This window comes from bacterium (genome assembly GCA_016708315.1).
Taxonomy (GTDB): Bacteria; Zixibacteria; MSB-5A5; order CAIYYT01; family CAIYYT01; genus JADJGC01.
Genome location: JADJGC010000003.1, coordinates 379,712 through 403,705 on the forward strand (window position 1 = coordinate 379,712; position 23,994 = coordinate 403,705).

Consider the following 23,994-nt stretch of genomic DNA (forward strand, 5'->3'; position numbering starts at 1 on the left):
GGGGTATTGCCGTCCACGTTACTACTTCTAATACATTCAAATGCGCCGGTTGTTCCCCTAATATGAGAACTTGAATTTCTTGCTTCCTGCCTTGTAGGCAATATCTGTTCGAAAGTGACCATCCTCAAAACGTATCCGTTCAACGGTTTCGTACGCTTTGGCGACCGCATTGTCAATGTGTTCGTCGACCGCCGTAACACCCAACACGCGACCTCCGTTAGTGAAGAATCGCCGGTTTTCAAACTTCGTGCCGGCGTGGAAAACCAGCGCGTCCTGATCTTTGATATCGCGCAGGCCGTTAATCTCGCGGCCCTTTTGGTAATTGCCTGGATAGCCGCCAGATGTCATGACTACGCAAACTGCGTACGCATCCTCCCACTCAAGGGTCTCGCTATCAAGTGTACCATCGACCGCGCTGCTGACAAGCTGAGCGAAGTCATTCTTTAGAAGCGGCAGTATTACCTGAGTCTCCGGATCGCCAAGTCGGCAATTGAATTCAATGACTTTGGGGCCGCGTTCAGTCATCATCAATCCGGCGAACAAGACGCCCTTAAACGGACGTCCTTCCTCGGCAAGTCCGTGTACTGCGGGTTCAAGCACCAAATCATGAATATCTTTTAGAATCTTCTCAGAAACAAACGGCACAGGGGCATAGGCTCCCATTCCACCCGTATTCGGACCGGAATCGCCATTACCGACACGTTTGTGATCCTGAGACGCGATAGTCGTCAAAATATTCTTACCGTCAGTAAACGCAAAGACGGATGCCTCTTCGCCAGTCATGAAGTGCTCGACCACGACCCGGGCTCCAGCTTCGCCAAATTGGCGTTTCTGCATCATGTCGCGAATTGTAGCTTCGGCTTCTTCAGCGCTACGAGCGACGGTTACGCCCTTGCCGGCAGCCAAACCGTCGGCCTTAATTACAATCGGCATTCCGGCACTGCGGACGAAGGTGATAGCCTCCTTCATGTCCTCAAAGACCATAAAGCTCGCGGTCGGAATATGGTGTTTTCGCATGAATTGCTTGGCGTAAGCCTTGGAGTATTCGATTTCGGCGGCTGCTTTTGTCGGTCCAAAAATCCGGAGTTTTTCGGTTTCAAAGCGATCGACGATGCCGAGAGAAAGGGGAAGTTCAGGTCCGACAATGGTCAGATCGATTTGCTTTTCACGAGCGAACCGAACGAGATTGTCGATATCCTCAGCATTGATGTTGACAAGTTCGGCAACCCGAAATATGCCGGCATTGCCCGGTGCGCAGTAAAGCTTTTCCACCAAAGGGCTTTTGGAGAGCTTCCAACACATCGCATGTTCACGACCACCGGAGCCAACAACTAGAATTCGCAACTAATTCACACCTTTCGTATCCATTGAAGCCTCAAATATTAAGTGTCGAGAGGTCCTAATGCAATGAATTTTTCTGTCGATATTCTCCTCAAAGGCGCGAACTTTCTCGAATTGTTTTTGTTGACATTATTGGAGACTTTGATATAATGGCTCCTGAATGCTTTTGCGGTTCAGCTTCTGGACCGACCAAGATTTTGAATTATACATAACAGCGCCCAATAACAGGGAAGTTACAGTTACATCGGTACATATTTTTATGAGTCCCTCTAACATCGTTATTTGTTGGTCGTGTAAGACCGAGAATCGACTTGAAGGCAAAGCCAATCGCAATGACCATTGCCAAAAATGCGACCAACCGCTGAAGTGTTGTTACAACTGTCGATTCTACGATCGCGATGCCCATCATCAGTGCCTTGAGAATCAAGCTGAATGGGTGCGATACAAAGAGAAGGCAAATTTCTGCGAATACTTCACTCCACGCGGCCTTGAAGTTCCGGTCAGCAAGAAGAACCCAGAAGTCAAGGAATCGGAAGCGTTTTCGTTGTCGCGTCAGGCGAAAGCTCGTACCTTCACAAGCAAGAAGGACAAAGATCGCGCTGCCTGGGACAGCTTGTTCAAGGATTGACAGCGGCTTCACTTATTAGGTATCTCCAATGAAAAGAATAATATTGTTCTTCGAAGACGAGCAGGTCGACGACTTTTATCCGCTCTCGTTATCTCATACGCCGGCGGAGTTGCTGTGCGGAATTTTGTCGCTCGGTGACAAATGGACGGCGCGAATCGAACATGATGAGTTTCGATTACTCACCAGAAAGTACCTCGCGGCGGCACTAACCGAGTCGCTGGGACGTAAGGTGAATGAAACCGGCGCCGCAGATTTCGACGAAGCAATCTTCATCAATCCGCGATTCCTTGCTGAAGAGGATCTGATTGAGGACGTTCTGGAGCGTAGTTCAGATTGCGCGATCATGGTCGGTGGAACGCTGGCGTTGCTTCGTGTATCAACGAGCGGTGGAACGTACCGGGCGCTCGAACGTGCATTACTCGAATGTCGACGGGATAGCTTCTACAGTGCGATTCTTGCTACTGCTTCTGCAGTTGAAACCATCGAAGGAAAACTCAAGAGCGTCCGTTATCTTTGGGACATCGTTCATCACAACGCTGATGAGATTGCCCGTGACTTTGAGTTGTTGATTCCTGAACTGAATCTCAGCGATATATTTAGTGACTCAGAAGTAGACGACGATTGTCTGATTTACAATGTCGATGATGTGTATATGGGCAAAGGTTGCCGCGTCGACGGGCAGGTTGTGATTGATGCGCGCGGTGGCCCGGTTTATTTCGGCGAAAACGTCATTGTTGCGCCGCACACACGGATTGAAGGTCCCTGCTATGTCGGAGACAACTGTCAATTGGTAGGGGGCAAGATTCGAGCTGGGTGTTCATTTGGTCCGCATTGCCGAGTCGGCGGCGAAGTTGAAGAATCAATCTTTCATGGATACTCCAATAAGTATCACGATGGTTTCATTGGACATGCTTACGTCGGCGAGTGGGTAAATTTCGGTGCAATGACGACCAATTCGGATTTGAAGAATAACTACGGCGAGATAAAGGTCGAGCTACCAAGCGGGCTCATAAGCACGGGCCTCAACAAGGTTGGCAGTTTCATTGGCGACCACGCCAAAACTGGAATCGGGACATTGCTGACAACCGGTATGGTAATGGGACATTCCGTAAACATATTTGGCGGCGGACTCGCAGGTGGACGATTCGTTCCTTCATTTCAGTGGGGCGGCAAAGATGGATTCGTCGAGTACGATGTCGATAAGGCGATATCCACAGCAAAAATCGTGATGAGTCGGCGCGGTCGAGAGATGACTAACGCAGATGTCGAATTAGTCCGATATATCTCACAGGCGACATCGGCTCACCGTTCTGGATGGAAAGCACGCGAATAGCGCGCTACCCCAAGTTTTCTTCCTCCACATTGTTGGTTCAGAAAACAAAGGCGTTGACCGGCAGCACGCGTCGTCTTATGTTGCGATTTGTCGATTGGCACCTGAGCAAGGAAAAGATTCATGCCTGAACTGCGAAAAGACCCCATTGTTGGCCGTTGGGTCATCATTTCTACTGAACGCGGAAAACGTCCCAGTGATTTCGCACCAGCTGTAAAGAGCAAAGAACCAAAAAGCTGTCCGTTTTGTCCGGGCAACGAAGCCATGACACCACCGGAGATATTTTCGCTCCGTAACAATGGAAGCAGTCCCAACAATCCGGGCTGGGACATGCGAGTAATCTCGAACAAGTACCCTGCGCTTAAGATCGAAGGAGACTTGAACCGGGAAGGTGAAGGTATCTACGATCGAATGAATGGAATTGGGGCGCACGAAGTTGTCATTGAAACGCCCGATCACCAACTGGATCTTGTCGATCTTCAAGCTGAACAAGCGAAGCAAGTGTTTCTTGCCTACAAGTCTCGCATGATCGATTTAAAAAAGGACATTCGCTTCAAGTACTTGCTGGCTTTCAAGAATCAAGGAGAAGCCGCAGGTGCTTCGTTGGAGCATGCTCATTCACAATTGATCGCAACACCGGTTGTGCCGATTAGAGTTCAGTCCGAACTGGAAGGCAGCGAGCGCTACTTTACATATAAGGAACGCTGCATTTTCTGCGATATTATGCGTCAGGAAGTCAGCGCAGGAAAACGAGTAGTGTATGAGACTGATGGATTCATTGCGATCGAGCCGTTTGCGCCGCGTTTTCCTTTCGAGACTTGGATACTGCCGAAGTCGCATGAATCGGACTATAGCAAGCTGAGTGATAGCATGGCTTTAGATTTAGCCGGAATCGTCAAGATCACGCTGTCGAAACTTCGGACAGCCTTAGCCGATCCGCCCTATAATTATGTAATTCATACCGATGCGTTTAGTAATTCGGGCAAGGAATACTATCATTGGCACATGGAGATAATTCCCAAATTGACAAAGATTGCCGGATTTGAGTGGGGTTCTGGGTTCTACATTAACCCGGTAGCCCCTGAAGATGCGGCTTTGTACTTGCGGGAAATTACCGTGTCATAGTTAGCCCAACCAAGGGATGGAGGGGTTTCGAACATGGGAAAGTTGAATATTGCTTACGTTGCCAGTGAGGCGATGCCTTACTCAAAAACCGGCGGGCTCGCAGACGTCGCCGGGGCACTACCACAACAGCTGGCGGATCTCAAACACCGAGTAGCTTTGTTTTCTCCGCTTTATCGCACAGTCAAAATCGATCGCCATGACATTTTTCGTGTCGGGCGATTTACCGATTTAAGTGTTTGGGTAGGTGGCCGAGAGTGGCGGTTTAATCTATTGCAGCGAGATATTGCCAAGAATAACAAACTGGAAACCTACTTCATCCAGTGCGACGAATTGTTTGATCGCGAATCACTCTACGTTGACCCTGCTACCGGAAAAGACTACGCCGACAATCACATTCGTTTTGCTTTCTTTGCGAGAGCCGTGCTTTTGGCTTTGGAGCGACTTGATTTCAAACCTGATATCATCAATGCCAATGATTGGCAGTCTGCTTTGATACCGGCATATCTCAAGACCGCTGAACGCGATCATCCGTTCTTCAAGAATACCAAGACCGTTTTGACCATTCACAATGTGGCCTACCAGGGACTTTTCGAAGCTGACACCTTCGCTGACTTGGGGATCAACAAGTCGTATTACTATCCGACCTCGCCGTTTGAATTTTGGGGTGAAGTGAACTTTCTCAAAGCGGGGATCGTTTTCGCTGACGCTATCAATACAGTTAGCGAGACGTATGCCAAAGAGATACAGTCGTCCAATGAGTTTGGTTATGGACTTGAGGGTGTGCTGCATGATCGGCGTGCCGCACTTTATGGGATTGTTAACGGTGTGGACTATGATACTTGGTCGCCGGCAAACGATAAACTGATCGCGAAGTCCTATGACCAAGATTCGGTTGCCGATAAGGCTACTAATAAATTGGAGCTTCTGAAACTGGCGGGATTGGGCGAGAACAGGATCGAGAAACCACTAATTGGTGTAATCAGCCGTTTGGCGGACCAAAAAGGGTTTGATCTCATTGAAGAAGTTGCGGACGAGTTGTTTGATCTCGACTTCACATTTGTATTGCTTGGTACCGGTCAAGAGAAGTATCACGAGCTTTTTGAAGGGTTGGCAGCGAAGTATCCGGAGCGAATCAGTGTTAACTTCAAGTTTGACGAGCGTCTCGCGCACCTTATTGAAGCCGGCTCCGACATGTTTTTGATGCCTTCGCGCTTCGAACCGTGCGGCCTAAATCAGTTGTATAGTCTTCGATATGGAACTGTGCCGATTGCTCGCAAGACCGGCGGGCTGGCAGATACTATTGTCGACTACCGTCAAGCAAAAGCAAAAGCTACTGGTTTCCTGTTCGAGGAATACACCGGAGAGGCGCTTCTCTCGGCTGTTAGTCAGGCCCTAGCGCTATTCGAAAAGAAGAAGTCTTGGCTATCGCTCATGAAGAGGGGAATGAAACAGGACTTTTCGTGGAAGAAGTCGGCCAAGCGATATGTCGAAGTCTACGAGAAAGCGTTAGGCGTCTAAGGCAGGGTGCGAATCGACGCTAATCAATCATATTGCTAACAATCGTTGCGTTTCTGAATCCACGATTTATATTCGACTTTGGTATGGTCAAGAAGCGCGATAAACAACCTGCAACTCCTCGGCGGGCAGAATCAAATCCAAATGAGAAGTTCTGGCTCTATGCGCTGATGGCAATCGCCGTCGGCGTTTTCATTTATTCATGCTTCTACTTTGAGTTAACCCAGGATGATGCCTACATCTCGTTCCGCTATGCCGAGAACTTTCTTAATGGCGATGGATTGGTATTCAACATCGGCGAACGTGTCGAAGGTTACACCAATTTCCTCTGGGTGATGATCTTAGCGCTCGCCAAGGGGCTATTCGGCATTGATTATTTGCCAACTTCCCAGGTTCTGGGTGTAGCATCCGGAGCAGGACTTTTTGTACTTTTGATGCTTCTGGTTCAGCATCACTACGAGGGACGTACGTGGACATTTTACGGTGGACTGGCACTGGTTCTGCTGAGCAACTTGGCGATTGCCTATTGGGCGATTGCGAGTCTTGAAACGGCAGCGTTTGCCTGTATGGCTATGTCGGCGGTTGTCTCGGAGTACCTACGACCGCGTCTCACTCCTGCTCTTCTGATAATTGCAAGTTTATTGCGGCCGGAAGGCGTTGTTGTATTTGGAGTGATTTTGATTCAGCGCATACTCCAAAATCGGCGTCTTCCTGTTGAGTACTTTCTTCTGTACGTTGTGCCACTCGTGCCGTTTGCTGTCTTCAAACTGACCTATTACGGTTCACTGTTCCCTAATCCGTATTACGCCAAAAGCGGCGTCGGGTTGGAGTATATACTTAGCGGACTGGAGTATTTGTGGTATTTCACGAAGACCGTAGGGGTTTTGGACTGATCTTCCTGCTTCCAATCCTCGCAATCAAAAAACTGTGGGAACGGTTTTCGTTGCTCTATCTATTCGTCCTTGTATACACCGCTTACATTGTTTGGGTTGGGGGAGACGTTCTCAAAGTCTATCGGTTCTTTGTTCCCGTAGTACCCGTTCTCTACTTTCTCTTCGTAGCATCGATCTATGTCTTAGCCGAGCAGTTTGTCAAGCAGGTCAAGACCGCAGTCATGGTGTCCAGCGTGGCATGTGTGTTGTTTGCGTTTGGCTCAAAGTCATTATCGCAAGATCATGTGGAGACTTTCTGGTATTTCGAGCAGAACATTGTCCGAAAGATGCATTTCATGGGAACGATGCTGAAGAAACACATGGGAAACGACTTCTCGCTTGCGACTAGCACCATCGGTATGATCAGTTACCAATTGATCGGTCATCGAGTGATCGACCTTCTTGGACTGACAGATGCCTACATTGCTCGCAATCCCGAAAAGATAGAGGGCATTGCCTCGACCTGGAAAGAGCGACGGTTCAACAACACCTATCTGCTTGAGCAGAATCCGGACTTCATACTGTTTTCAACCGGTTACAAACCGTCGGCGCCGGCAGAAAGAGCACTGATGCTTCATTCGGAATTTCGACACAATTACACTCCTACCGGATTTCTACGCGAGCGCCAATACAAGGTCATTTGGCGGCGCACAGGTGAAGTTGATATGAGCAAAGATGTCGTACATCCGGATATCAACTTTGTCCAGAAGCTAAGCGACGCGTTCTATCATTCCACGCGTTCAGCGCCGGAAGTCGCCTTGCAGACGCTACGTGAAGCCAGGGCACTCTTGGGAGAAGACTACTCTGTTCTATCATACTCGATGGGTGATGTCTTCAGTAAGTTACGGCAGACCGATAGCGCAACGTACTACTTCGATTTGGCAGCAGCTGCCGATACGAATGCATTTGAACCCCGAATTCGCCAAATTCGGGAAGCTTCCGGACGCGGTGATATGGAAACAATGCAGAGAATAGCCAATGAGCTGACAACCAAGGCTCCGTGGTTATTTGACGAAAGCTATCGTTCGCCGTTTCCGCCGCTTCTTCGCGGTTTGCCGGAGAGTGATTAGTCGATATTAATGAAGTTCGCAGAGTTTTCGAAAATTCTGTTGACACCGAGGCATTTGCCGATATATTGGACGACGCAGATGTTTGCTACGCGGGAGTAACTCAGTTGGTAGAGTACAACGTTGCCAACGTTGTTGTCGCGGGTTCGAGTCCCGTCTCCCGCTTTTTTTAGTGTCCGGCCCAAACGAGTTAATCCGATCAACATTAATGCGGGCTGGTGTCTGCAAGGGTTTGATAATATTACGGCGGCTTAGCCAAGTGGTAAGGCAGAGGTCTGCAAAACCTCCATTCCCGGGTTCGAATCTCGGAGCCGCCTCCAAAATTGACCCGCAACCTTCTGAAGGATTGCGGGTTTATTGTTTACATTGTTGCCGCCAAAAATTCCGTTGACATTTCCGAGAATTCGCATAAACTGTGCGTCTCTTAGTCGGGGTGTAGCTCAGCCTGGTAGAGCACTTGGTTCGGGACTAAGGGGCCGAAGGTTCAAATCCTTTCACCCCGACCATAATTTTCGCGGCTTGCTGTCCAGCCGTAAACTCGTAACTGTTAGAGCACGAAATTGTATCCTATCCTCAAGTTAAAACCGGGAAAAGAAAACAACGTCATCTTTCGGCATCCTTGGGTTTTTTCTGGTGCCTTCGCGTCACCGCTGGATCAACTCGATAACGGCGAACTCGTGCATGTAGCTGATGCGGCTGGCCAGATCATTGGAACTGGGACTTTCTCGACTCACTCGCAAATAGCGGTGCGCGTTTTTGAATTTGGTAAAGCCGAAATTGACTATGATTGGATACGCGCTCGAATCATTGCCGCCCAAGAGCAGCGTTCACTGCTGGGATATGACAATGGCACCGACACGACGGGTTACAGGCTCGTCTTTGGAGAAGCCGATTGTCTTCCCGGACTGATCATCGATCGATACAATGATGTCTTTGTGATACAGTCTTCCACAGCAGGAGTTGATCGTCTCAAAGAACTGGTGACAAAGGTTCTAATTGAAGAATTCACTCCCAGAGCAATTGTGGAGCGGAGTGATATTCCAGTGAGAAAGGAAGAGGGGATAGAGGAGACTGACGGTCTACTCTATGGCGCCGATGTGGAGGAAGTCGAGTTCTTAGAAAATGGAATCAAGTTTGTTGCCGACGTTCTGGCGGGACAAAAGACTGGGTTCTTCCTCGACCAGAAAGATCTTCGCAAGGCGATCCGCCAAATGGCAAACAACGGCAGAATTCTAAATTTGTTTTCGCATTCGGGCAGTTTTTCCATTGCGGCACTCCTGGGTGGCGCTGAATCAATATTCAATGTAGATAGCTCGGGTCAGGCGCTGGATCTTTGTTCGCACATTGCTGAATTGAATAATCTGCCAATTGATCGAATCACTTGGGAGACAGCAGATGTCTTCCAGTGGCTGGGAGATATACCTCAGGACCCATTCGATGTTGTAATGCTTGATCCGCCTGCTCTGGTGAAGTCACAGAACGATTTGGAGTCGGGAAGAAAGGCATATCACTTTCTCAATCGTGCAGCTATGCGATTGATAAAGCCCAATGGCATACTGATTACTTCCAGCTGTTCAACATACTTCCGCGAGGAAGATTTCCTGTTCATGTTAAGACGCGCATCAGTGCAGACCGGGCGGCAATTGGAGATTTTGCACTATGTTACGCAGTCGCCCGATCATCCGTGGTCGGTCTATTTCCCTGAATCTCGCTATCTCAAGTCTTTTGTCTGTCGCGTTCGCGGCTAATCGATTCTTGCGTCCTCAATAAACATTCGTTATCCTGCATTTTGATGTCACAGCGAAATTCGCTCTACGTGGCGGTTATCGGCGGCTACGATTGCACACCGCAACAAGCCTTGCTTGCAGAAGAAGTGGGTGAACGATTGGCGCAGGCTGGAGCAATCTTGGTCACCGGCGGTCGTCGGGGTGTAAGTGAGGCTGCATGCAAGGGAGCCAAGCGTTGCGGCGGAATGACAATAGGGATTCTGCCATCATCTGACTATCGGGAAGCTAATCCTTACGTTGATCACGCCATTTGCAGCGGCATCGGTGAGGCGCGCAATACCATAATCGTCATGACCGCAGATGGCATCATTGCATTTCCCGGGAAGTTTGGAACTCTTTCGGAAATGGCATTTGCATTACTTGAAAAGAAGCCAGTGGTTTCGTTAGGCTCTTGGGATGTGTCACCATTGGTAACCAAAGTCGATAGTCCGCAGGAAGCGGTCGAGAAAATTCTTCAGGAGATACGTCGATGACGGAAATGGCTTGCGCAAGGGCGCTAATTACGGGGCGAGTCCAGGGAGTTGGATTTCGCTTTTTTGTGACGACTAAGGCCGAATCCTATCCCATATTCGGTTTTGTGCGTAATCTCGAAACGGGGGCGCTTGAGATTGAAGTAGAGGGCGAAAAGCAGGTTGTCATGGACTTCTTGAATGATATTCGCAAGGGGCCGCGACATTCGGAGGTATTCGAGTTTCAGATGGAGTGGAAGCCTTTTAAAATGACTTATGACCGATTTTTTGTAAAGTATTAGGTATGGATCTTAAATCTAAAATTCGCAGTATCCCTGACTTTCCCAAGAAGGGGATTGTGTTTCGCGACATCACCACGTTGTTGCAGGACCCGGTTGCTTATGAACACGCGATTGACCTATTCTGCCTGCACTTCGCCAAACACAAAATCACTAAGGTTGGAGTAATCGAATCGCGAGGCTTCATATTCGGTGGTCCGATTGCTATGGCGCTTGGCGTCGGTTTGGTACCGATCCGCAAGAAAGGCAAGCTTCCGTGGGACACTGTTCGCCAAAGCTACAAGTTGGAATATGGCACGGACAGCCTTGAAGTTCACAAGGACGCGGTTAACAAGCGCGATAGAGTGCTCATTATTGATGACCTGCTTGCTACCGGCGGGACAGCGAGAGCTTCAACCAAGTTGATCGAAAAACTCGGTGCGAAGGTAACCGGGCTCGGATTCCTGATTGAGCTGTCATTTCTTGGTGGGCGCAAAAAGCTTGGCGACTACGACGTATTGACATTGATCAATTACGATTCAGAGAAATAGACCTGCCACAGCTGCAAAAGTTCTTGCCCTCGTAGCTCAGATGGACAGAGCAGGAGTTTCCTAAACTCTTGGCCGCGTGTTCGAATCACGCCGAGGGCAGTTAATTGTCAGAATCGGGAGGGGATGGCTCTGTCGGAGATGGCTCTCCGGAATTGATCCTAGCTGTATCTTGTTGGGGCAACGGTGCTGTAATGGCCTCTTCCGGAATCTGCAAAGAATCTTGCCGCGCAATGTCTCTTTCCGTCACTTCAACGTTCTTGTCAGTGAAATTCATGCCCGAAAAGTCGTTGGCAACTATGATTGCTATTCTGCGGTTACCCGGATCACCTGGGTTTGCAGGGATTTTTGGTTCGGTATCGGCGAATCCGCGAATTTCCGCGACTTGGTCTCTACGGAGACCATTTGCTTTCATCCAACGCCGCGCGGAATTGCAGCGGTCAACCGACAGCTCCCAATTTGTATAGGTTGCGCCGTCAGCATATTGATAGGCATCAGTATGCCCTTCAATGATGACACGATTCGGAAGCTGGCTGATTTCTTCTGCTACCATTCCCAGAAGTTGTTGAGTAAACGGTTTTAACTGCGCTGAACCGCGCTCAAAGAACGATTCGCCCGAGGCTTCGAGCAACTGGATGCGCAATCCTTCGGCAGTCATCTTAACTTCGATTTGATTCTTGAGGCGCTCGAAACTTGGATTGGAGCGCAGCTTCTTCATTATCTCAGAGCCGGCTTCTTGAAGCTTCTTCCGAACCTCACGCTCGCGCATCTTCCGGAATTGCTCTTCGGTCATCATCGCTTTGCTTTTCATTTCGATGATCGTTTGGCCCTTATTCGGAAGCACCGAGACACTGCCGCCCTTCTTGAAACCGGTCGGGTTTTGAAAATAGCCGGCGACACTTTCCTTGACGCTCTCTGACTGCGCAACCAACCAGAGAACAAGGAAAAAGGCCATCATCGAAGTGACAAAATCCGCATACGCAACTTTCCACGAGCCGCCATGATGGCCGCCGCCGTGACCGCCCTTTTTCTTGATGATTATTATAGGTTCTTGGAGATTATCTTCCGGCATCGATTCTCTCGCCTACTTCTGTTTGGTTTGACGGCAAGCATTTTCAACTTCTTCAAAGCTGGGGCGAGTAGACGCATAAATTGCGCGTCGTGCAAACTCGACAGCGATGGAAGCTGCAAATCCCTTTTGGAAACCGAGCATACCTTGCTTGAGGCTTAGATAGTACTTACCTGATTCATCATTGAGAGTCTGAATGTTCTTGGCAATCGGTTGAAACATACCGTAACAAAGCAAGATGCCGAGAAACGTTCCGACTAGTGCGGCAGCAACTTTGTGTCCGATTACTTCAGGAGGACCGCCAACTGCGCCCATTGTGATGATAATGCCGAGCACCGCGGCAACGATACCGAATCCCGGCAACGAATCGCCCGCTGTCTGGATCGACTCGGCCGGTTTGCCAACTTCTTCGTGATGAGTATCGAGATCAAGATCCATCAGTGTTTCCAAATCTTGGGCCGAGATAGCACCGGTGATGATCACGCGCATCGTATCCGAGAAGAAGTGGACCGCGTGATGATCTTTGAGGAACGCGGGATACTTCTTGAGAATCGCAGACTCCTGAGGTTTTTCGATGTGACTTTCGAGACCGACAAGCCCGTCTTTACGTGCGACATTGAATATCTCGTACATCATGACGAGCAGATCAAGAAAGTGCTTCTTGGTCGGACCTGCGCCAAAGACCTTCAACATTTGAGGCACCATCTGCTTGATCGTTTTGAGTGGGGTCATAACTAAGAGTGAACCGATTGCAGCGCCGCCAATGACGACAAATTCGGCAGGTTGGAACAGCACCATGACAGCGCCGCCTTCCATGACAAAGCCGCCAATTACGCCACCAAAAACAACTATCAAACCGATTATTGCGAACATAATTCGAGCTTATCCTTAAGCTATGTGGTCCATTAAACCTGATATAACAATGCGCCTGTTTACTTATTCGACACATTTTGCAGAAAGTCGAATTGCTTTCTGCAATATTTGGAATTTGCGGCAACTGCTGCAGCACCGTCAAGATAGTTCTCACCATGTGCGTTTCGAATTGAAGCACCCGGAAGCAAGTTTGTACAGAATCACGAGCGAAGTGATGACTTGAACATCAAGGTCCGTTTTTGCACGTCAGCACAGAAAATGTCAGATGTTCATCAAAAGTACAGGTTCAGGGAATTCGTTGTCGAGCCGATACTTTCAGGGAATCGGATCGATATCCCGGGACCACGCTGTGCTATTGAGAAACGGCATAGTGCAATACGGGGACAGAGTACAGGAGATTATGGATTTAGCAACAGTTGCTGGTATGATTCTCGGCGTAGGCGCAATTGTGGTTGCCTATCTGATGGAAGGCGGATCGCTTTCTTCGATATTCCAACTTCCAGCCGTAATGCTCGTCTTGTTCGGCACATTTGGCGCTGGAATGATCACGACTTCAATCGGTACGGTTAGGTTGATTCCAAACTATCTTCGAATTGCCTTTCGTGGCGAATCTGTTGACGTGCGCGAGACGATTGAGCGGATGGTGTCATTGGCGGAACGCGCACGCCGCGAAGGAATACTCGGACTTGAGACATACATACCGGAAGCACCAAACTCTTTCTTCCGTAAATCGCTCCAACTGTTGATTGACGGCACTGAAGTTGTAGTGCTCCGGGGGATTCTGGAGACCGAACTTTCCTACATGGAAGAGCGACACCGCAGGGGAATAGAGTTGTTTCGAAAAATGGGTGGATTTGCTCCTACGCTTGGAATCATCGGAACTGTTCTGGGCCTGATTCACACGCTTGCAAACACGATGGACACGACGCGCATGGCGTCCGGTATTGCCTCTGCATTCATTGCGACCCTCTGGGGTGTATGTTCAGCCAATTTATTCTTCCTGCCGGTCAGCGACAAACTGCGTCATCGGCACCTTGAGGAGATGGCTAATCACGAGTTGGTATTGGAAGGTGTCATCGCAATTCAATCAGGTGACAATCCGCGGGTTCTTAGAACCAAGCTGCTTTCATTTCTGAATCCGCACGAACGCTACGAGGATCAGTATGCGTCGTCGCGGTGAGTTCGAAGGCGAGAATTCAGATCGTTGGTTGATGACCTATGCTGACTTGATTACGCTGCTCCTGGCGTTTTTCGTCATTATGTACGCAATGTCAAAAGTCGATGCGAAGAAGTTCGACCAAATGTCTGAGAAATTACAGGGTGAATTCAATTCCAGCGCACTCATTCCTCAAGCTGCTACCTCCGATATGGGAGCGGGAGTACTAAAAATCGGCAAACTCAAACTCGTGGCGCAGAGATTAGAAAGCCCTTCCTTTGGGCAATTGAAGCATCGAGTAAGTATTGGACCGGCGACCAACATTCCGTCTTCAAGCGGCTTTGACAATGCCGGTTCGCTCGACAGCGCACAGCACGAGTTCTCCGTCGAAATCAACGAGCGCGGGCTTATCATTCATGTATTAGAGTCGGCGCTATTCAGATCGGGTCAAGCTGAGATGTCTGCGGGATCGCGGAGTCTTCTGGACAAGATAGCCAATGAGATTGGCGACCTTCCCAATCAGATTCGCATAGAAGGCCATACTGACTCGCTTCCAATTAGCAGCACTCAATTTCCTTCCAACTGGGAATTGTCGGCCGCTCGTGCAACTGCCGTCGTTCGGTACTTTGTGGAACGACATGGCTTTTCGCCCGAGCGTGTCTCGGCATTGGGCTATGGCGCTCATCGTCCACTTGTTTCCAATGATACTCCTGAGAATCGAGCTCGCAATCGCCGCGTTGATATTGTAATCTTGACAGACAATCTATCTCGTTATGAACCTCAGGCGAAGCCTGCAAATCTCGTTGTTGAAGACGCCAATGGGAATAATTTTCAGACGTCGGCGGAGGAACTTTCTCCATACTGATCCGTCATCATTCGTTCTGAGTTTGTAATCCTCACGTATTCAATCACTTGACGTTCCAATCCATTTTGGCACAGCTTTTGAGTATATGGTCATCGGAGAAAGGTCTTTGATGGACAATATTTTGCACAAATCGTTGTTCGGTAAGGGAATGATTCCCATATACTCGCGTTTGGCGGATCTTTCCGCGACTCGACACAAAGTCGTGGCGTCCAACATCGCGAATGTGAACACCGAAGGATATGAGAAGCGCGAATTCGATTTCGACAAGGAACTTCGCAAAGCTATCGATAAACCATCAGTTCCCGGTGTGACAACGCACTCAGCGCATATTCCTCTCGGCAATTCTCCCGATGGCGCTCCTGAAATAGAGCGCGTGAAGAAGTCTGAAAACGACACCGGTGTCAATTCAGTTGATATCGACGAGGAAATGGCCAATTTGGCGCAGAACCAGATAACCTTCGAGTTTGGAGCCGACATGTTGGCTCGCAAATTCAAATCCCTGAAAGCCGCAATCAGGGGACAGGGGTAGGAGCTTTATGAGCGATTTGTTTTCATCTCTAAAGATTTCCGGCTCAGGACTCTCTGTTTTCCGGCGCAAAATGAATGTTGCCGCCGAGAATCTCGCTAACGCAGAGACGACTAAGACTCCCGAAGGCGGACCCTACAAGAAGAAGGTGCTGAACATTGGTGCCAAGAAGGTGAAGGAAGTATTCTCGCGGCAGCTCAACGCTGCCTCAGTGGAACTGAAACAAACAGACACTAAACACGTGGGCGGCAAACCAGTTGCGATCTTGAACACGAACAACATTCTGCACGCCGAGAGTCGCGAATATGTCGATCCCGCGCAGGAAGCTCGGTTGATCTATGATCCTGAACATCCGGATGCAAATGAAGAAGGATTCGTAGCGATGCCAAATGTCGATCCGTTGATCGAAATGGTGGAAATGATGACAGCGGCGCGTGCTTATGAAGCAAATCTCTCAGCCATCAAAACTGTGAAAGAAATTACCAAAAAAGCCCTGGAGATATAGCAGGACATGGATATGAAAGTCAACAACGCAAACCTGCAGGTCTATAATCAAGGCATCAGCCAGCGTCAACAGCCTGTCTCGCCGTCGGAAAGCAAGCCGGTGGAGTCATCTCAATTGGCGCAAGCTCGATTCGCTGATTTGCTCTCTGTCCAAGAGAAGAAGTTCATTGTTCAGAACTTCAAATCTGAATCGGCTCCGCGTAAACCGGAGTCGCATCTCGGGAAGGCTATCGACATTCGCGCATGAACCCGATTTCGATAAATACGCAGCCACAAGAACTGTCGTTTCCGAAAGCGCAGGTAATCTCCAAACCTGATCCGACTGCTGGCTCATTCAAGGATACCTTGTCGCAGTTCGTCAATTCCGTAAATGACCTCCAAAGTCGCGCCGTCGATACCGAAAAGGCGTTTCTTCAGGGAGACATTTCCGATGTTCACCAAGTAATGATTGCCGTAGAAGAGGCCTCAGTGGCATTCGAGCTACTGATGGAAATTCGAAATAAACTGCTGGAAGCCTATCAGACGATCCAGCGGATGCCGATCTAATCGGCATAAACCTCGGAGCATGGATGCATGAAGAGGATATTTGACCACTTTTATCAACTAGTCGGCCGCATGGCGCCGAGCCAGATTCTATTGGCTGCACTGGTAGTCGTCGGTGTTATTGCCGGCACTGTCATAATCTTCAATGTTGCCAAGAGTCAATATTTCGTACCGCTCTACACAAATCTGTCGAGCGAAGATGCGGGCAAGATCATCGAGAAGCTCAACGAGATGCGAATCAAGTATGAGATCGGCGATGGCGGCACAGCGATCAGCGTTCCGTCTGACGATGTCTATGAGACACGCATGAAACTGGCAAGCAACGGTCTCCCCAGTCCGCAGAATATCGGCTATGCCTTGTTCGACCAGACTAATCTTGGAATGACTGATTTTGTCCAGAAACTCAACTATCGCCGCGCTCTCGAAGGTGAACTCGCTCGAACGATTGGCAGTCTCACTGAAGTTGCAGCAGCGCGCGTACATATGACGATTCCCGAAGACAAGCTGTTTCGCGAAGACCAGAATGCGCCAAGCGCATCGGTTGTTCTTAAGCTGACTGGCGGGACGACTCTCGCAAAGAGGCAACTGCAGGGAATAGCCTACATTGTAGCATCCTCCGTTGAAGGTATGCGACCAGACAATGTTACGATCATTGACTATGACGGTAATCTCCTGACTGGACCGCAGTCGAGTGATCCGACCGCGATGTTGTCATCGACACAGTTTGAAATGCGCAAGAATGTAGAAAGTTACCTTGAACAGAAGGCACAATCGATGCTGTCCGGCGTCATTGGCGGCGGACGTGCCGTTGTCCGTGTAAGCGCTGAACTGAACTTCGAACAGAACAACACGCAGATCGAAGAATACAATCCCGACATGGTGGCGGTCCGCAGCGAGCAACGTACAGCCAGCAAAGGCAACGAACAGGAGTCGCTTCCCGGAGTGCCGCCGGTAACCACGTCCTCAAACAGCAACGACGCTAATGACATTATCACTAACTATGAAGTTTCAAAAACCATCAAAAGCATCATTGGCGAAGTCGGCTCAATTAAGAGATTAACCGTCGCTGTCATGGTAGATGGCAATTATGAAGAGGCGGAAAATGCCGAAGGTGTGATCGAGGAAAAATTCATCAATCGCACTCCTGAAGAGCTTGAACGCTTCGCCGGAATTATTAAGAACGCAGTCGGCTATAGCGAGTCGCGAAGCGATCTTTTCACGATCGTTGATTTGCCGTTTGACAACAGCATCTTGGACGTTTCGCGCAAACAGCTTGATTCTACCGGTCAGTGGGAAAATTACTTGTACTACGGCAAGAAAATTGGATTCGTCCTGCTCGCGATTCTCGGCTTCATCTACGTGAAGCGCCAGGTCAAGAAGGTGTTTTCCGCCATAGCAAAGTATGTCCCGGCGCCTCCGCCGGCTCCGCCGCCTTCAGAAGAGACCATTCAACAGAAGCCTCAGAAGCCCAAGTTGATTGATACGATGAAGGTGCAGACTAAAGGCAAACCCGATGAGATCGCGAAAGTGATCAGAACCATAATGGCTGAGCCACAATAGTATGTCGATTACTTACGGTGAGTTGACAAATACGCAGAAAGCTGCCATAGCGCTGATTGCGTTCGGAACTGAGGTTTCGGCAGAAGTGCTGAAATCCCTCTCTGACCAGGAACTCGAGAAGATCACTATTGAAATCGCCAATATGCGCGATGTCCCTGGCGAGGTCGAAGAGCGCGTTATCCAGGACTGTTATGAAATTTTCCTCGCTCGCGAGTATATCTCGACCGGCGGTATAGACTACGCGCGCTCGTTGCTTGAACGGGCAGTAGGCTCCAACCGTGCTGTTGATATCATCAAGCGACTTGAATCGTCGCTTGTGACCTCAGGTTTCAACCTCCTCAAGGGAATTGATCCTAAGCAGCTGGTCAACTACATACAGAATGAACATCCTCAGACGATCGCGCTGATCCTTACCCAGCTTACACCCCAGCAAGCAGCAGGTGTCGTAACCGAGCTCGCACCTGAGCTGCAAGCAGAGGTTGCAATGAGAGTTGCCACTATGGAGAAGATCTCGCCGGAAATTCTTAAGGAAATCGAACAAACGCTCGACACGCATTTCTCCGGTTCGGTCTTCCGTGAAAGCAAGCAATCCGGTGGCGCTAAAGCACTGGCCGACATTCTGAATCTGGTGGAGACTTCAGCCGAGAAGCACATACTGCAAACTCTGGAAGCCGACAATCCGGATCTTGCTGCAGAGATCAAGAACATGATGTTTGTCTTCGAAGACGTCATATTACTCGACGACCGCTCAATCCAGCGGATGCTCAAAGAGATCGAGACAAAGGACATCGCGATCGCGCTCAAGGCCGCGTCGGAAGACGTCAAGAGCAAAATCTTCACGAATGTCTCCGAACGTGTTTCGATGATGATCAAGGAAGAAATCGAATTCATGGGGCCGATGCGCCTTTCAGATGTCGAAGCGGCGCAACAGCGAATCGTCGAGTCTATCCGCAAACTGGAAGAAGAAGGTCAAATCGTTATCTCAGGACGCGGAGGCAAGGAAGATGTCGTCGTCTAAGATACTATCTTCTGTGTCACTCACTTCGAGTCGCGTACCGATTGGGAGCAACGAGTTTGTCGAACGATACCGTCGTGAATTGGAAGAGAATTCGACAATCGGTCAGCGAATCAAGCAACTCGAAGAGCGCCACCAAATCGAATTGCAGCAGACTTACAAGCGTGGATTTGCCGATGGCGAGTCAGCTGGTTTGCAGCGAGGGTTAGCGGCATCACGTCAGCTCGAAAATGAACTCAGGCAAGCCATTTCCACTCTCGTAAATTACAGACAGACTTTGTATAAGCAGGCAGAATCTCAACTGTTCGATTTGGCATTTGCTATTGCCAATCGAATTACGACGGCACGCGGTGAAGTCGAATCCAAAGTCGTTCTTGAGACGATAAACGCCTGTCTCCGAGAGGTTCTCGACAAGACGCGACTGACGGTTCGGGTAAATCCTGCACAAGCGAGTTTTGTCAGATCTCAAATCGATAGCCTTGGTAGCGTCGATGATGCTGTCAGTCACATCGTAGTCGAACCGGACGCGCGCATCAGTGCAGGCGGATGCATTATTGAGACCGACTCCGGAAACACCGATGGTCGCATCGAGAATCAACTGCAAGTTCTGAAGAGTAAGCTTCTTGAGAATCAGACTCCATGAGCAGACAAATTGACTGGACAGAATACCGCGATGCGGTAGCACGCACATCCACAATAAAACTAGATGGAAAAGTAAGGCGGGTGATCGGACTCGTTATCGAGTCGTTGGGACCGCAGGCTTCACTCGGCGAGTTATGTCGAATCTATCGCAAGGCTGACAGTGAGGCCGTACTTGCAGAGGTTGTAGGATTTCGCGACAACTTCGTTCTTCTAATGCCATACGGCGATATGGAAGGTATCAATCCAGGCTCCGTAGTCGAAGCAACCGGATCAGTATTGAAGATCAATGTCGGCGACCAACTTAAGGGTCGCATTCTGAACGGTCTTGGCCAGCCAATCGATGACGGTGTTGCACTAACGTCGGGGTTCGAGCGTCCGATTACTTCGCGAGCGCCGCATCCACTCAAGCGACAAAGAATTGAAAAGCAAATGATAACGGGTATCCGCGCCATCGACGTGTTTACAAGTTGTGGCAAAGGGCAACGTCTCGGAATCTTCGCTGGGTCAGGAGTTGGAAAATCCGTACTGTTGGGCATGATCGCTCGTCAATCACAAGCGACAATCAACGTAATCGGACTCATTGGAGAGCGCGGTCGTGAAGTGCGCGAGTTTATCGAGCAGGATCTTGGCACCGAAGGGCTTAAACGCTCCGTGGTAGTCGCAGTTACGTCTGATGAGCCGGCGTTAATGAAAATCAAGGGTGTAATGACTGCAACTGCAATTGCCGAACATTTTCGCGACCAGGGACACGATGTCATTCTGATGGTGGACTCAGTCACTCGTGTAGCGATGGCACAGCGTGAGATTGGTCTTGCTGTCGGAGAGCCGCCGGCAACGAAAGGATACACTCCTTCGGTTTTTGCGATGTTGCCAAAGTTGCTCGAACGCGCTGGTGCCGGTGAGCGAGGTTCAATTACCGGGTTGTATACGATTCTTGTCGAAGGCGATGATTTCAATGAACCGGTTTCGGATCAGGTCAGATCCATTCTTGACGGCCACGTCACGCTCTCGCGTAAGCTTGCCCACCGCAAACATTATCCGGCAGTTGACATACTTCAATCGGTATCGCGTGTGATGGTCAATATCGTATCGCCTCAGCATCGTGATTTGGCGGGAGAAGCTCGTAAGCTCTTGGCCATTTACTCCGAGAATGAGGACCTAATCAACATCGGAGCGTACGTAAAGGGCTCGTCGAGCGAAATCGACACTGCAATCAACAAGGTGCCGAAGATTAACGAATTTCTGCAGCAAGATATCGCTTCAGAAAGTCCCAATTTTGCATCGGATATCAGCCGACTGCAATGAATAGTGGGTAATGAAAAAGTTCCAGTTTCGCCTTCAGAAGCTCCTGCATATCAAATCGCATAAGAAAATGGAGCGACAAAAAGAACTCGCCAAGGCTGAGCGGGTTCGTCGAATGGAAGAAGCTCATCTGGAGTTGCTTCAGAGCCGCATGTCACAAGAGATTTCGGATTTACAGTCGCATAAGATTGAGAGGGTTGATTGCCGGTGGTTGACGCAATCCGCATTTTATCAACAGCGACTGATCAGCAACATGGCGACACAAAAGCAAGTTATCAGCAACGCCCTGAAACAAGAAGAGCTCAAACGAGAGAAGCTGATCAGTGCGGCCCGTGAAGAAAAGGTCTTTGATATGCTCAAAGACAGGCAAAGGGAAAGGTACAATCGCGAACTTGACGATTTGCAGCAAAAAGAGACTGATGAAATAGCGCGAAATACCTTTCTCCAAGGGGAACACAAGGGGAAATCAAAAAGCCCTCGCTAATGCGAGGGCTTTTTGTTCGTGACGGAATTCTGAAATCTCATTCAGACCGAAAATGGAAAGGCTCCCGTTTGCAGCGGGAGCCTTCGGTTGTAGGTTGCAGAGTGGACGTTATTTTAACATCATCATCTTTCTCGTCATTGAGAACTCTCCGGCTGTGATCTTGTAGAAGTAAACACCGCTTTCAAGGGTTCTGCCGTTGGAATCGGTTCCATCCCACTCAATTTGCTTGTTTCCTGCGGAAAGGGAGCCATTGACAAGTTCGACGACCTTTTGACCGAGGATATTGAACACGGTGAGCGAAACGTAGCTCGACTTCGGCAGGTTGAATTCAATCGAAGTCGTCGGATTGAATGGATTCGGATAGTTCTGTTCAAGACTGAATACAGTCGGTAAGCTTCCGCCCAAGTCATCGACGTCAGTCGGCGAGTCAACAGTAAGCGTGACATCAACAGTATCTTCGTCATCATCAACGTCGGTTGCGATACCGGCGATCTGTTTGACGATCACCTTTGCATTGTAGTTGCCGGGAAGAAGTCCAGCGACATCTACAAAGAACTCAAGCGTTGAAGGTGATGTCCCGCTACTCGGATTGACTGAGAGCCATGGCGATGACTCTACCGCACCCCAATCGAATTGTATTCCGGACGGGCTTGCATTGCTGATGCCGATCTGCTGGCTGGCCGGGTTGATTCCGACAAGAGCGTTGAAGTGCAGATTATCCGGCGACAGCAGAATGTTCACATCATCCGCTATATCGACCACTATCATGATCGTCTGGGGTGAGTTTGACGCTTCAGGAGACGCAATTGTAATCGGCGTTACGTGGCGGCCGATGGCGAGCGCAGCAATGTTGACATTGGCGGTGAAACCACCCGGAGCGGTGCCGGCGCTTGAGGTAATGCTCAACCAATCAGCAGTTTCCGATGCACTCCAATTGAGCGGACCGTTACCACCGTTGCTGATCATTACCGGCTTGCCGGCAGGGTTTGTACCGTTCTGGTATCCACTGAAGAAGAGGGAGTCATCATTCAACACGATGACAGCGACAGGTGCCTGAACCGTGAAGGTCGCCGCGTCTGAACTAGACAAGAGCCCAGGGTCAGTTGCTTGGAATGTTATTGTCTCATTGCCAAACCAGTCCCCTGAGGGTTTAGAGATAGTTGCGATTCGACTGGCATTTATTGAAACGGTCAATGCGGAGTTTCCTGACGCAGACCATGTCAACTGATTGTCTGAATTGTCGGGGTCGCTTACAAAGTTGTCTAATGAGATCGTTGCAAAATTCGCCCCGTATGCCACCGTTTGATCGGGGATGCTCACGACTAATGGCGGATCGTTTACGGGACTGACCGTGAATGTAGCGTTGTTGCTTGCGAAGAGACTGCCGGGATCGGTTGCGGTGAAAGTAAAGGTCGCGCTTCCAGAGAACTCTCCGCCAAGATAGGAGATTGTCGCAACACGACTTGCATTGATGTTGACGCTGAAGCCGTTTGGCACGGCAGAAACGGCTGTCCACAAGATTGTATTGTCAGCGTCTTCGGCATCCGAAACAAAATTGTCGAGAATTATAGTAGAGAATACGCCACCCTCATTGATTGTCTGATCAGGAATGTCTGTTACGATAGGCGGGGTGTTAGCCGGTCCCGAACAGCCGCCCATAATATTCAATTCAGCAGTGCCGCAGTCGACGAATTCTAGATCGATAGATCCGCCGCCTTGAGGAGCGAGAACAAAAGTCCCGGCAGGAGCTACGAATGCCGAATCAAAGTCGACGCATTGAGCAGGAGTTCCAATTGGTATCCGGACCCAGAGCGTCATCAAGAGAGCTTCTGTCGCATGAATGTCGAGTGGGAATTCAGGTGTGAAGTTGATCCAGCCGGTTAGGACCTTGTTTTCCAGAGGCTTAAACTGCTTGAGAAAGTTGCCCGAACCATCAGTCTGGACAGCTGGTCCTGGCTGGACGGATGTGACTTCGACATTGTCGGAATTGTAAGAGAATCCGAGTGAGAATCCGCCAAGTGGCGTGTCGTTCACAATATAGACTGGAATTCCAACCGAGTCGCCGTCAACAATCGGCTTATCAATCGGACATCCCAGTCGAATGATGTTAGCGGCAATGATTGGACTCGGAAAGATGAGGGAAAGCGTACCAATCAATATAGTTAGTAGCGCCATCAACTTGAGCATTAGATTCATAGACTTGCACCTCCGTAAGATTCAATTAATCAACCGAGGGGTTATCACGCAAAAAGCGTGCAAATCAATCATTTGTTTGCAGATTTGCGGGTTTATTGCCGCGAAGCCACAAGGGATTGAAACCAATAGGCTTAAGTGGCCGAAAGCCGATAGGACGCTATTTCGGGTATCGAGAAGAAGATAATGACAATTGTGAAATACCTTGCACCTTCATTGCAATGGGCACCGGGACTTGCTTTTCTCTTGCGGAGTTAGAGCG

At 49.4% G+C, this 23,994-nt stretch carries 25 protein-coding genes and 4 tRNA genes; 25 read left to right on the forward strand and 4 right to left on the reverse strand.

What is annotated here, in order from left to right; all coding sequences use genetic code 11:
- Positions 1 to 57 precede the first annotated feature (57 nt).
- Entirely contained in the window at positions 58 to 1,344 is a 1,287-nt protein-coding gene (purD, locus tag IPH59_04715; protein ID MBK7091012.1) for a phosphoribosylamine--glycine ligase, read from the reverse strand.
- Positions 1,345 to 1,600: 256 nt separating this feature from the next.
- On the opposite strand from purD, the gene IPH59_04720 reads away from it, so the two are divergent.
- The 14 genes from IPH59_04720 (at position 1,601) to IPH59_04785 (ending at position 11,102) form a co-directional block, all read left to right on the forward strand.
- Complete coding sequence (locus IPH59_04720; protein MBK7091013.1) at positions 1,601 to 1,969, forward strand: hypothetical protein; 369 nt, start codon at positions 1,601 to 1,603, stop codon at positions 1,967 to 1,969.
- 28 nt (positions 1,970 to 1,997) lie between these two features.
- Complete coding sequence (locus IPH59_04725; GenBank protein MBK7091014.1) at positions 1,998 to 3,302, forward strand: hypothetical protein; 1,305 nt, start codon at positions 1,998 to 2,000, stop codon at positions 3,300 to 3,302.
- Positions 3,303 to 3,422: 120 nt separating this feature from the next.
- Positions 3,423 to 4,424 (forward strand): galactose-1-phosphate uridylyltransferase, encoded by a 1,002-nt coding sequence (gene galT, locus IPH59_04730; GenBank protein ID MBK7091015.1) that lies wholly within the window; start codon positions 3,423 to 3,425, stop codon positions 4,422 to 4,424.
- A gap of 33 nt (positions 4,425 to 4,457) precedes the next feature.
- Positions 4,458 to 5,942, forward strand: coding sequence for a glycogen synthase GlgA (gene glgA / locus IPH59_04735; GenBank protein MBK7091016.1), 1,485 nt, complete (start codon positions 4,458 to 4,460; stop codon positions 5,940 to 5,942).
- Positions 5,943 to 6,025: 83 nt separating this feature from the next.
- Positions 6,026 to 6,832, forward strand: a complete 807-nt coding sequence (locus IPH59_04740) for a hypothetical protein (protein ID MBK7091017.1) — start codon at positions 6,026 to 6,028, stop codon at positions 6,830 to 6,832.
- Complete coding sequence (locus IPH59_04745; GenBank protein ID MBK7091018.1) at positions 6,796 to 7,941, forward strand: hypothetical protein; 1,146 nt, start codon at positions 6,796 to 6,798, stop codon at positions 7,939 to 7,941. The genes IPH59_04740 and IPH59_04745 overlap by 37 nt, the downstream gene beginning before the upstream one ends.
- A gap of 89 nt (positions 7,942 to 8,030) precedes the next feature.
- Positions 8,031 to 8,103: transfer RNA gene (locus IPH59_04750), tRNA-Gly, on the forward strand.
- An 80-nt stretch (positions 8,104 to 8,183) separates the two neighbouring features.
- Positions 8,184 to 8,258, forward strand: a tRNA-Cys gene (locus IPH59_04755).
- A 109-nt stretch (positions 8,259 to 8,367) separates the two neighbouring features.
- Positions 8,368 to 8,444, forward strand: a tRNA-Pro gene (locus tag IPH59_04760).
- Positions 8,445 to 8,498: 54 nt separating this feature from the next.
- The gene (locus tag IPH59_04765) at positions 8,499 to 9,686 is read left to right on the forward strand and encodes a class I SAM-dependent rRNA methyltransferase (protein ID MBK7091019.1); all 1,188 of its coding nucleotides are present in this window, start codon (positions 8,499 to 8,501) and stop codon (positions 9,684 to 9,686) included.
- A gap of 41 nt (positions 9,687 to 9,727) precedes the next feature.
- Positions 9,728 to 10,198 carry a TIGR00725 family protein gene (locus IPH59_04770; GenBank protein ID MBK7091020.1) on the forward strand — a complete coding sequence of 157 codons (471 nt, stop codon included), beginning with the start codon at positions 9,728 to 9,730 and terminating at the stop codon, positions 10,196 to 10,198.
- On the forward strand, positions 10,195 to 10,476 hold the full coding sequence (locus IPH59_04775) for an acylphosphatase (GenBank protein MBK7091021.1): 282 nt from the start codon (positions 10,195 to 10,197) through the stop codon (positions 10,474 to 10,476). The genes IPH59_04770 and IPH59_04775 overlap by 4 nt, the downstream gene beginning before the upstream one ends.
- A gap of 2 nt (positions 10,477 to 10,478) precedes the next feature.
- A complete protein-coding gene (gene apt / locus IPH59_04780; protein ID MBK7091022.1) occupies positions 10,479 to 11,003 on the forward strand; it encodes an adenine phosphoribosyltransferase in 525 nt (174 codons plus the stop codon).
- A gap of 25 nt (positions 11,004 to 11,028) precedes the next feature.
- Positions 11,029 to 11,102: transfer RNA gene (locus tag IPH59_04785), tRNA-Arg, on the forward strand.
- 1 nt (position 11,103) lies between these two features.
- On the opposite strand, the gene IPH59_04790 is transcribed toward IPH59_04785, so the two are convergent.
- Together IPH59_04790 and motA are read right to left on the reverse strand one after the other, a co-directional pair.
- Complete coding sequence (locus IPH59_04790; GenBank protein ID MBK7091023.1) at positions 11,104 to 12,072, reverse strand: OmpA family protein; 969 nt, start codon at positions 12,070 to 12,072, stop codon at positions 11,104 to 11,106.
- A gap of 12 nt (positions 12,073 to 12,084) precedes the next feature.
- Complete coding sequence (motA, locus tag IPH59_04795) at positions 12,085 to 12,942, reverse strand: flagellar motor stator protein MotA (protein MBK7091024.1); 858 nt, start codon at positions 12,940 to 12,942, stop codon at positions 12,085 to 12,087.
- Between the two features lie 400 nt (positions 12,943 to 13,342).
- Between motA and IPH59_04800 the strand changes: the two genes are divergently transcribed.
- The 11 genes from IPH59_04800 to IPH59_04850 all read left to right on the forward strand — a co-directional run bounded on the left by IPH59_04800 (position 13,343) and on the right by IPH59_04850 (position 21,539).
- Positions 13,343 to 14,122, forward strand: coding sequence for a flagellar motor protein (locus IPH59_04800; protein MBK7091025.1), 780 nt, complete (start codon positions 13,343 to 13,345; stop codon positions 14,120 to 14,122).
- Positions 14,106 to 14,963, forward strand: a complete 858-nt coding sequence (locus IPH59_04805; protein MBK7091026.1) for an OmpA family protein — start codon at positions 14,106 to 14,108, stop codon at positions 14,961 to 14,963. The genes IPH59_04800 and IPH59_04805 overlap by 17 nt, the downstream gene beginning before the upstream one ends.
- Positions 14,964 to 15,072: 109 nt before the next feature.
- Positions 15,073 to 15,492 (forward strand): flagellar basal body rod protein FlgB, encoded by a 420-nt coding sequence (gene flgB / locus IPH59_04810; GenBank protein ID MBK7091027.1) that lies wholly within the window; start codon positions 15,073 to 15,075, stop codon positions 15,490 to 15,492.
- 7 nt (positions 15,493 to 15,499) lie between these two features.
- The gene (gene flgC, locus IPH59_04815; GenBank protein ID MBK7091028.1) at positions 15,500 to 15,994 is read left to right on the forward strand and encodes a flagellar basal body rod protein FlgC; all 495 of its coding nucleotides are present in this window, start codon (positions 15,500 to 15,502) and stop codon (positions 15,992 to 15,994) included.
- Positions 15,995 to 16,000: 6 nt separating this feature from the next.
- A complete protein-coding gene (locus IPH59_04820; protein ID MBK7091029.1) occupies positions 16,001 to 16,240 on the forward strand; it encodes a hypothetical protein in 240 nt (79 codons plus the stop codon).
- Complete coding sequence (gene fliE / locus IPH59_04825) at positions 16,237 to 16,539, forward strand: flagellar hook-basal body complex protein FliE (protein ID MBK7091030.1); 303 nt, start codon at positions 16,237 to 16,239, stop codon at positions 16,537 to 16,539. Before IPH59_04820 ends, fliE begins: the two co-directional genes overlap by 4 nt.
- A 27-nt stretch (positions 16,540 to 16,566) precedes the next feature.
- On the forward strand, positions 16,567 to 18,096 hold the full coding sequence (gene fliF, locus IPH59_04830; GenBank protein MBK7091031.1) for a flagellar M-ring protein FliF: 1,530 nt from the start codon (positions 16,567 to 16,569) through the stop codon (positions 18,094 to 18,096).
- A 1-nt stretch (position 18,097) separates the two neighbouring features.
- Positions 18,098 to 19,114 (forward strand): flagellar motor switch protein FliG, encoded by a 1,017-nt coding sequence (gene fliG, locus IPH59_04835; protein MBK7091032.1) that lies wholly within the window; start codon positions 18,098 to 18,100, stop codon positions 19,112 to 19,114.
- Complete coding sequence (locus tag IPH59_04840; protein ID MBK7091033.1) at positions 19,101 to 19,754, forward strand: hypothetical protein; 654 nt, start codon at positions 19,101 to 19,103, stop codon at positions 19,752 to 19,754. Before fliG ends, IPH59_04840 begins: the two co-directional genes overlap by 14 nt.
- Positions 19,751 to 21,058: a flagellar protein export ATPase FliI gene (gene fliI / locus IPH59_04845; GenBank protein MBK7091034.1), complete on the forward strand. Its 1,308-nt coding sequence runs from the start codon at positions 19,751 to 19,753 to the stop codon at positions 21,056 to 21,058. Before IPH59_04840 ends, fliI begins: the two co-directional genes overlap by 4 nt.
- A 10-nt stretch (positions 21,059 to 21,068) precedes the next feature.
- Positions 21,069 to 21,539 carry a flagellar FliJ family protein gene (locus IPH59_04850; protein ID MBK7091035.1) on the forward strand — a complete coding sequence of 157 codons (471 nt, stop codon included), beginning with the start codon at positions 21,069 to 21,071 and terminating at the stop codon, positions 21,537 to 21,539.
- 108 nt (positions 21,540 to 21,647) lie between these two features.
- Here IPH59_04850 and IPH59_04855 read toward each other — a convergent pair whose 3' ends face one another.
- On the reverse strand, positions 21,648 to 23,735 hold the full coding sequence (locus tag IPH59_04855) for a T9SS type A sorting domain-containing protein (GenBank protein MBK7091036.1): 2,088 nt from the start codon (positions 23,733 to 23,735) through the stop codon (positions 21,648 to 21,650).
- Positions 23,736 to 23,994: the final 259 nt, after the last annotated feature.

Bases quoted from the DNA above. Each gene is read 5' to 3' on its own strand.
- IPH59_04790 (MBK7091023.1), bottom strand. From the start codon at position 12,072: ATGCCGGAAGATAATCTCCAAGAACCTATAATAATCATCAAGAAAAAG.
- glgA (MBK7091016.1), top strand. From the start codon at position 4,458: ATGGGAAAGTTGAATATTGCTTACGTTGCCAGTGAGGCGATGCCTTAC.
- IPH59_04800 (MBK7091025.1), top strand. From the start codon at position 13,343: ATGGATTTAGCAACAGTTGCTGGTATGATTCTCGGCGTAGGCGCAATT.
- IPH59_04775 (MBK7091021.1), top strand. From the start codon at position 10,195: ATGACGGAAATGGCTTGCGCAAGGGCGCTAATTACGGGGCGAGTCCAG.
- flgB (MBK7091027.1), top strand. From the start codon at position 15,073: ATGGACAATATTTTGCACAAATCGTTGTTCGGTAAGGGAATGATTCCC.
- IPH59_04850 (MBK7091035.1), top strand. From the start codon at position 21,069: ATGAAAAAGTTCCAGTTTCGCCTTCAGAAGCTCCTGCATATCAAATCG.
- IPH59_04820 (MBK7091029.1), top strand. From the start codon at position 16,001: ATGGATATGAAAGTCAACAACGCAAACCTGCAGGTCTATAATCAAGGC.
- IPH59_04725 (MBK7091014.1), top strand. From the start codon at position 1,998: ATGAAAAGAATAATATTGTTCTTCGAAGACGAGCAGGTCGACGACTTT.
- IPH59_04840 (MBK7091033.1), top strand. From the start codon at position 19,101: ATGTCGTCGTCTAAGATACTATCTTCTGTGTCACTCACTTCGAGTCGC.
- IPH59_04720 (MBK7091013.1), top strand. From the start codon at position 1,601: ATGAGTCCCTCTAACATCGTTATTTGTTGGTCGTGTAAGACCGAGAAT.
- IPH59_04805 (MBK7091026.1), top strand. From the start codon at position 14,106: ATGCGTCGTCGCGGTGAGTTCGAAGGCGAGAATTCAGATCGTTGGTTG.
- IPH59_04740 (MBK7091017.1), top strand. From the start codon at position 6,026: ATGGTCAAGAAGCGCGATAAACAACCTGCAACTCCTCGGCGGGCAGAA.
- fliG (MBK7091032.1), top strand. From the start codon at position 18,098: ATGTCGATTACTTACGGTGAGTTGACAAATACGCAGAAAGCTGCCATA.
- apt (MBK7091022.1), top strand. From the start codon at position 10,479: ATGGATCTTAAATCTAAAATTCGCAGTATCCCTGACTTTCCCAAGAAG.
- flgC (MBK7091028.1), top strand. From the start codon at position 15,500: ATGAGCGATTTGTTTTCATCTCTAAAGATTTCCGGCTCAGGACTCTCT.
- IPH59_04855 (MBK7091036.1), bottom strand. From the start codon at position 23,735: ATGAATCTAATGCTCAAGTTGATGGCGCTACTAACTATATTGATTGGT.
- fliI (MBK7091034.1), top strand. From the start codon at position 19,751: ATGAGCAGACAAATTGACTGGACAGAATACCGCGATGCGGTAGCACGC.
- galT (MBK7091015.1), top strand. From the start codon at position 3,423: ATGCCTGAACTGCGAAAAGACCCCATTGTTGGCCGTTGGGTCATCATT.
- motA (MBK7091024.1), bottom strand. From the start codon at position 12,942: ATGTTCGCAATAATCGGTTTGATAGTTGTTTTTGGTGGCGTAATTGGC.
- fliF (MBK7091031.1), top strand. From the start codon at position 16,567: ATGAAGAGGATATTTGACCACTTTTATCAACTAGTCGGCCGCATGGCG.
- fliE (MBK7091030.1), top strand. From the start codon at position 16,237: ATGAACCCGATTTCGATAAATACGCAGCCACAAGAACTGTCGTTTCCG.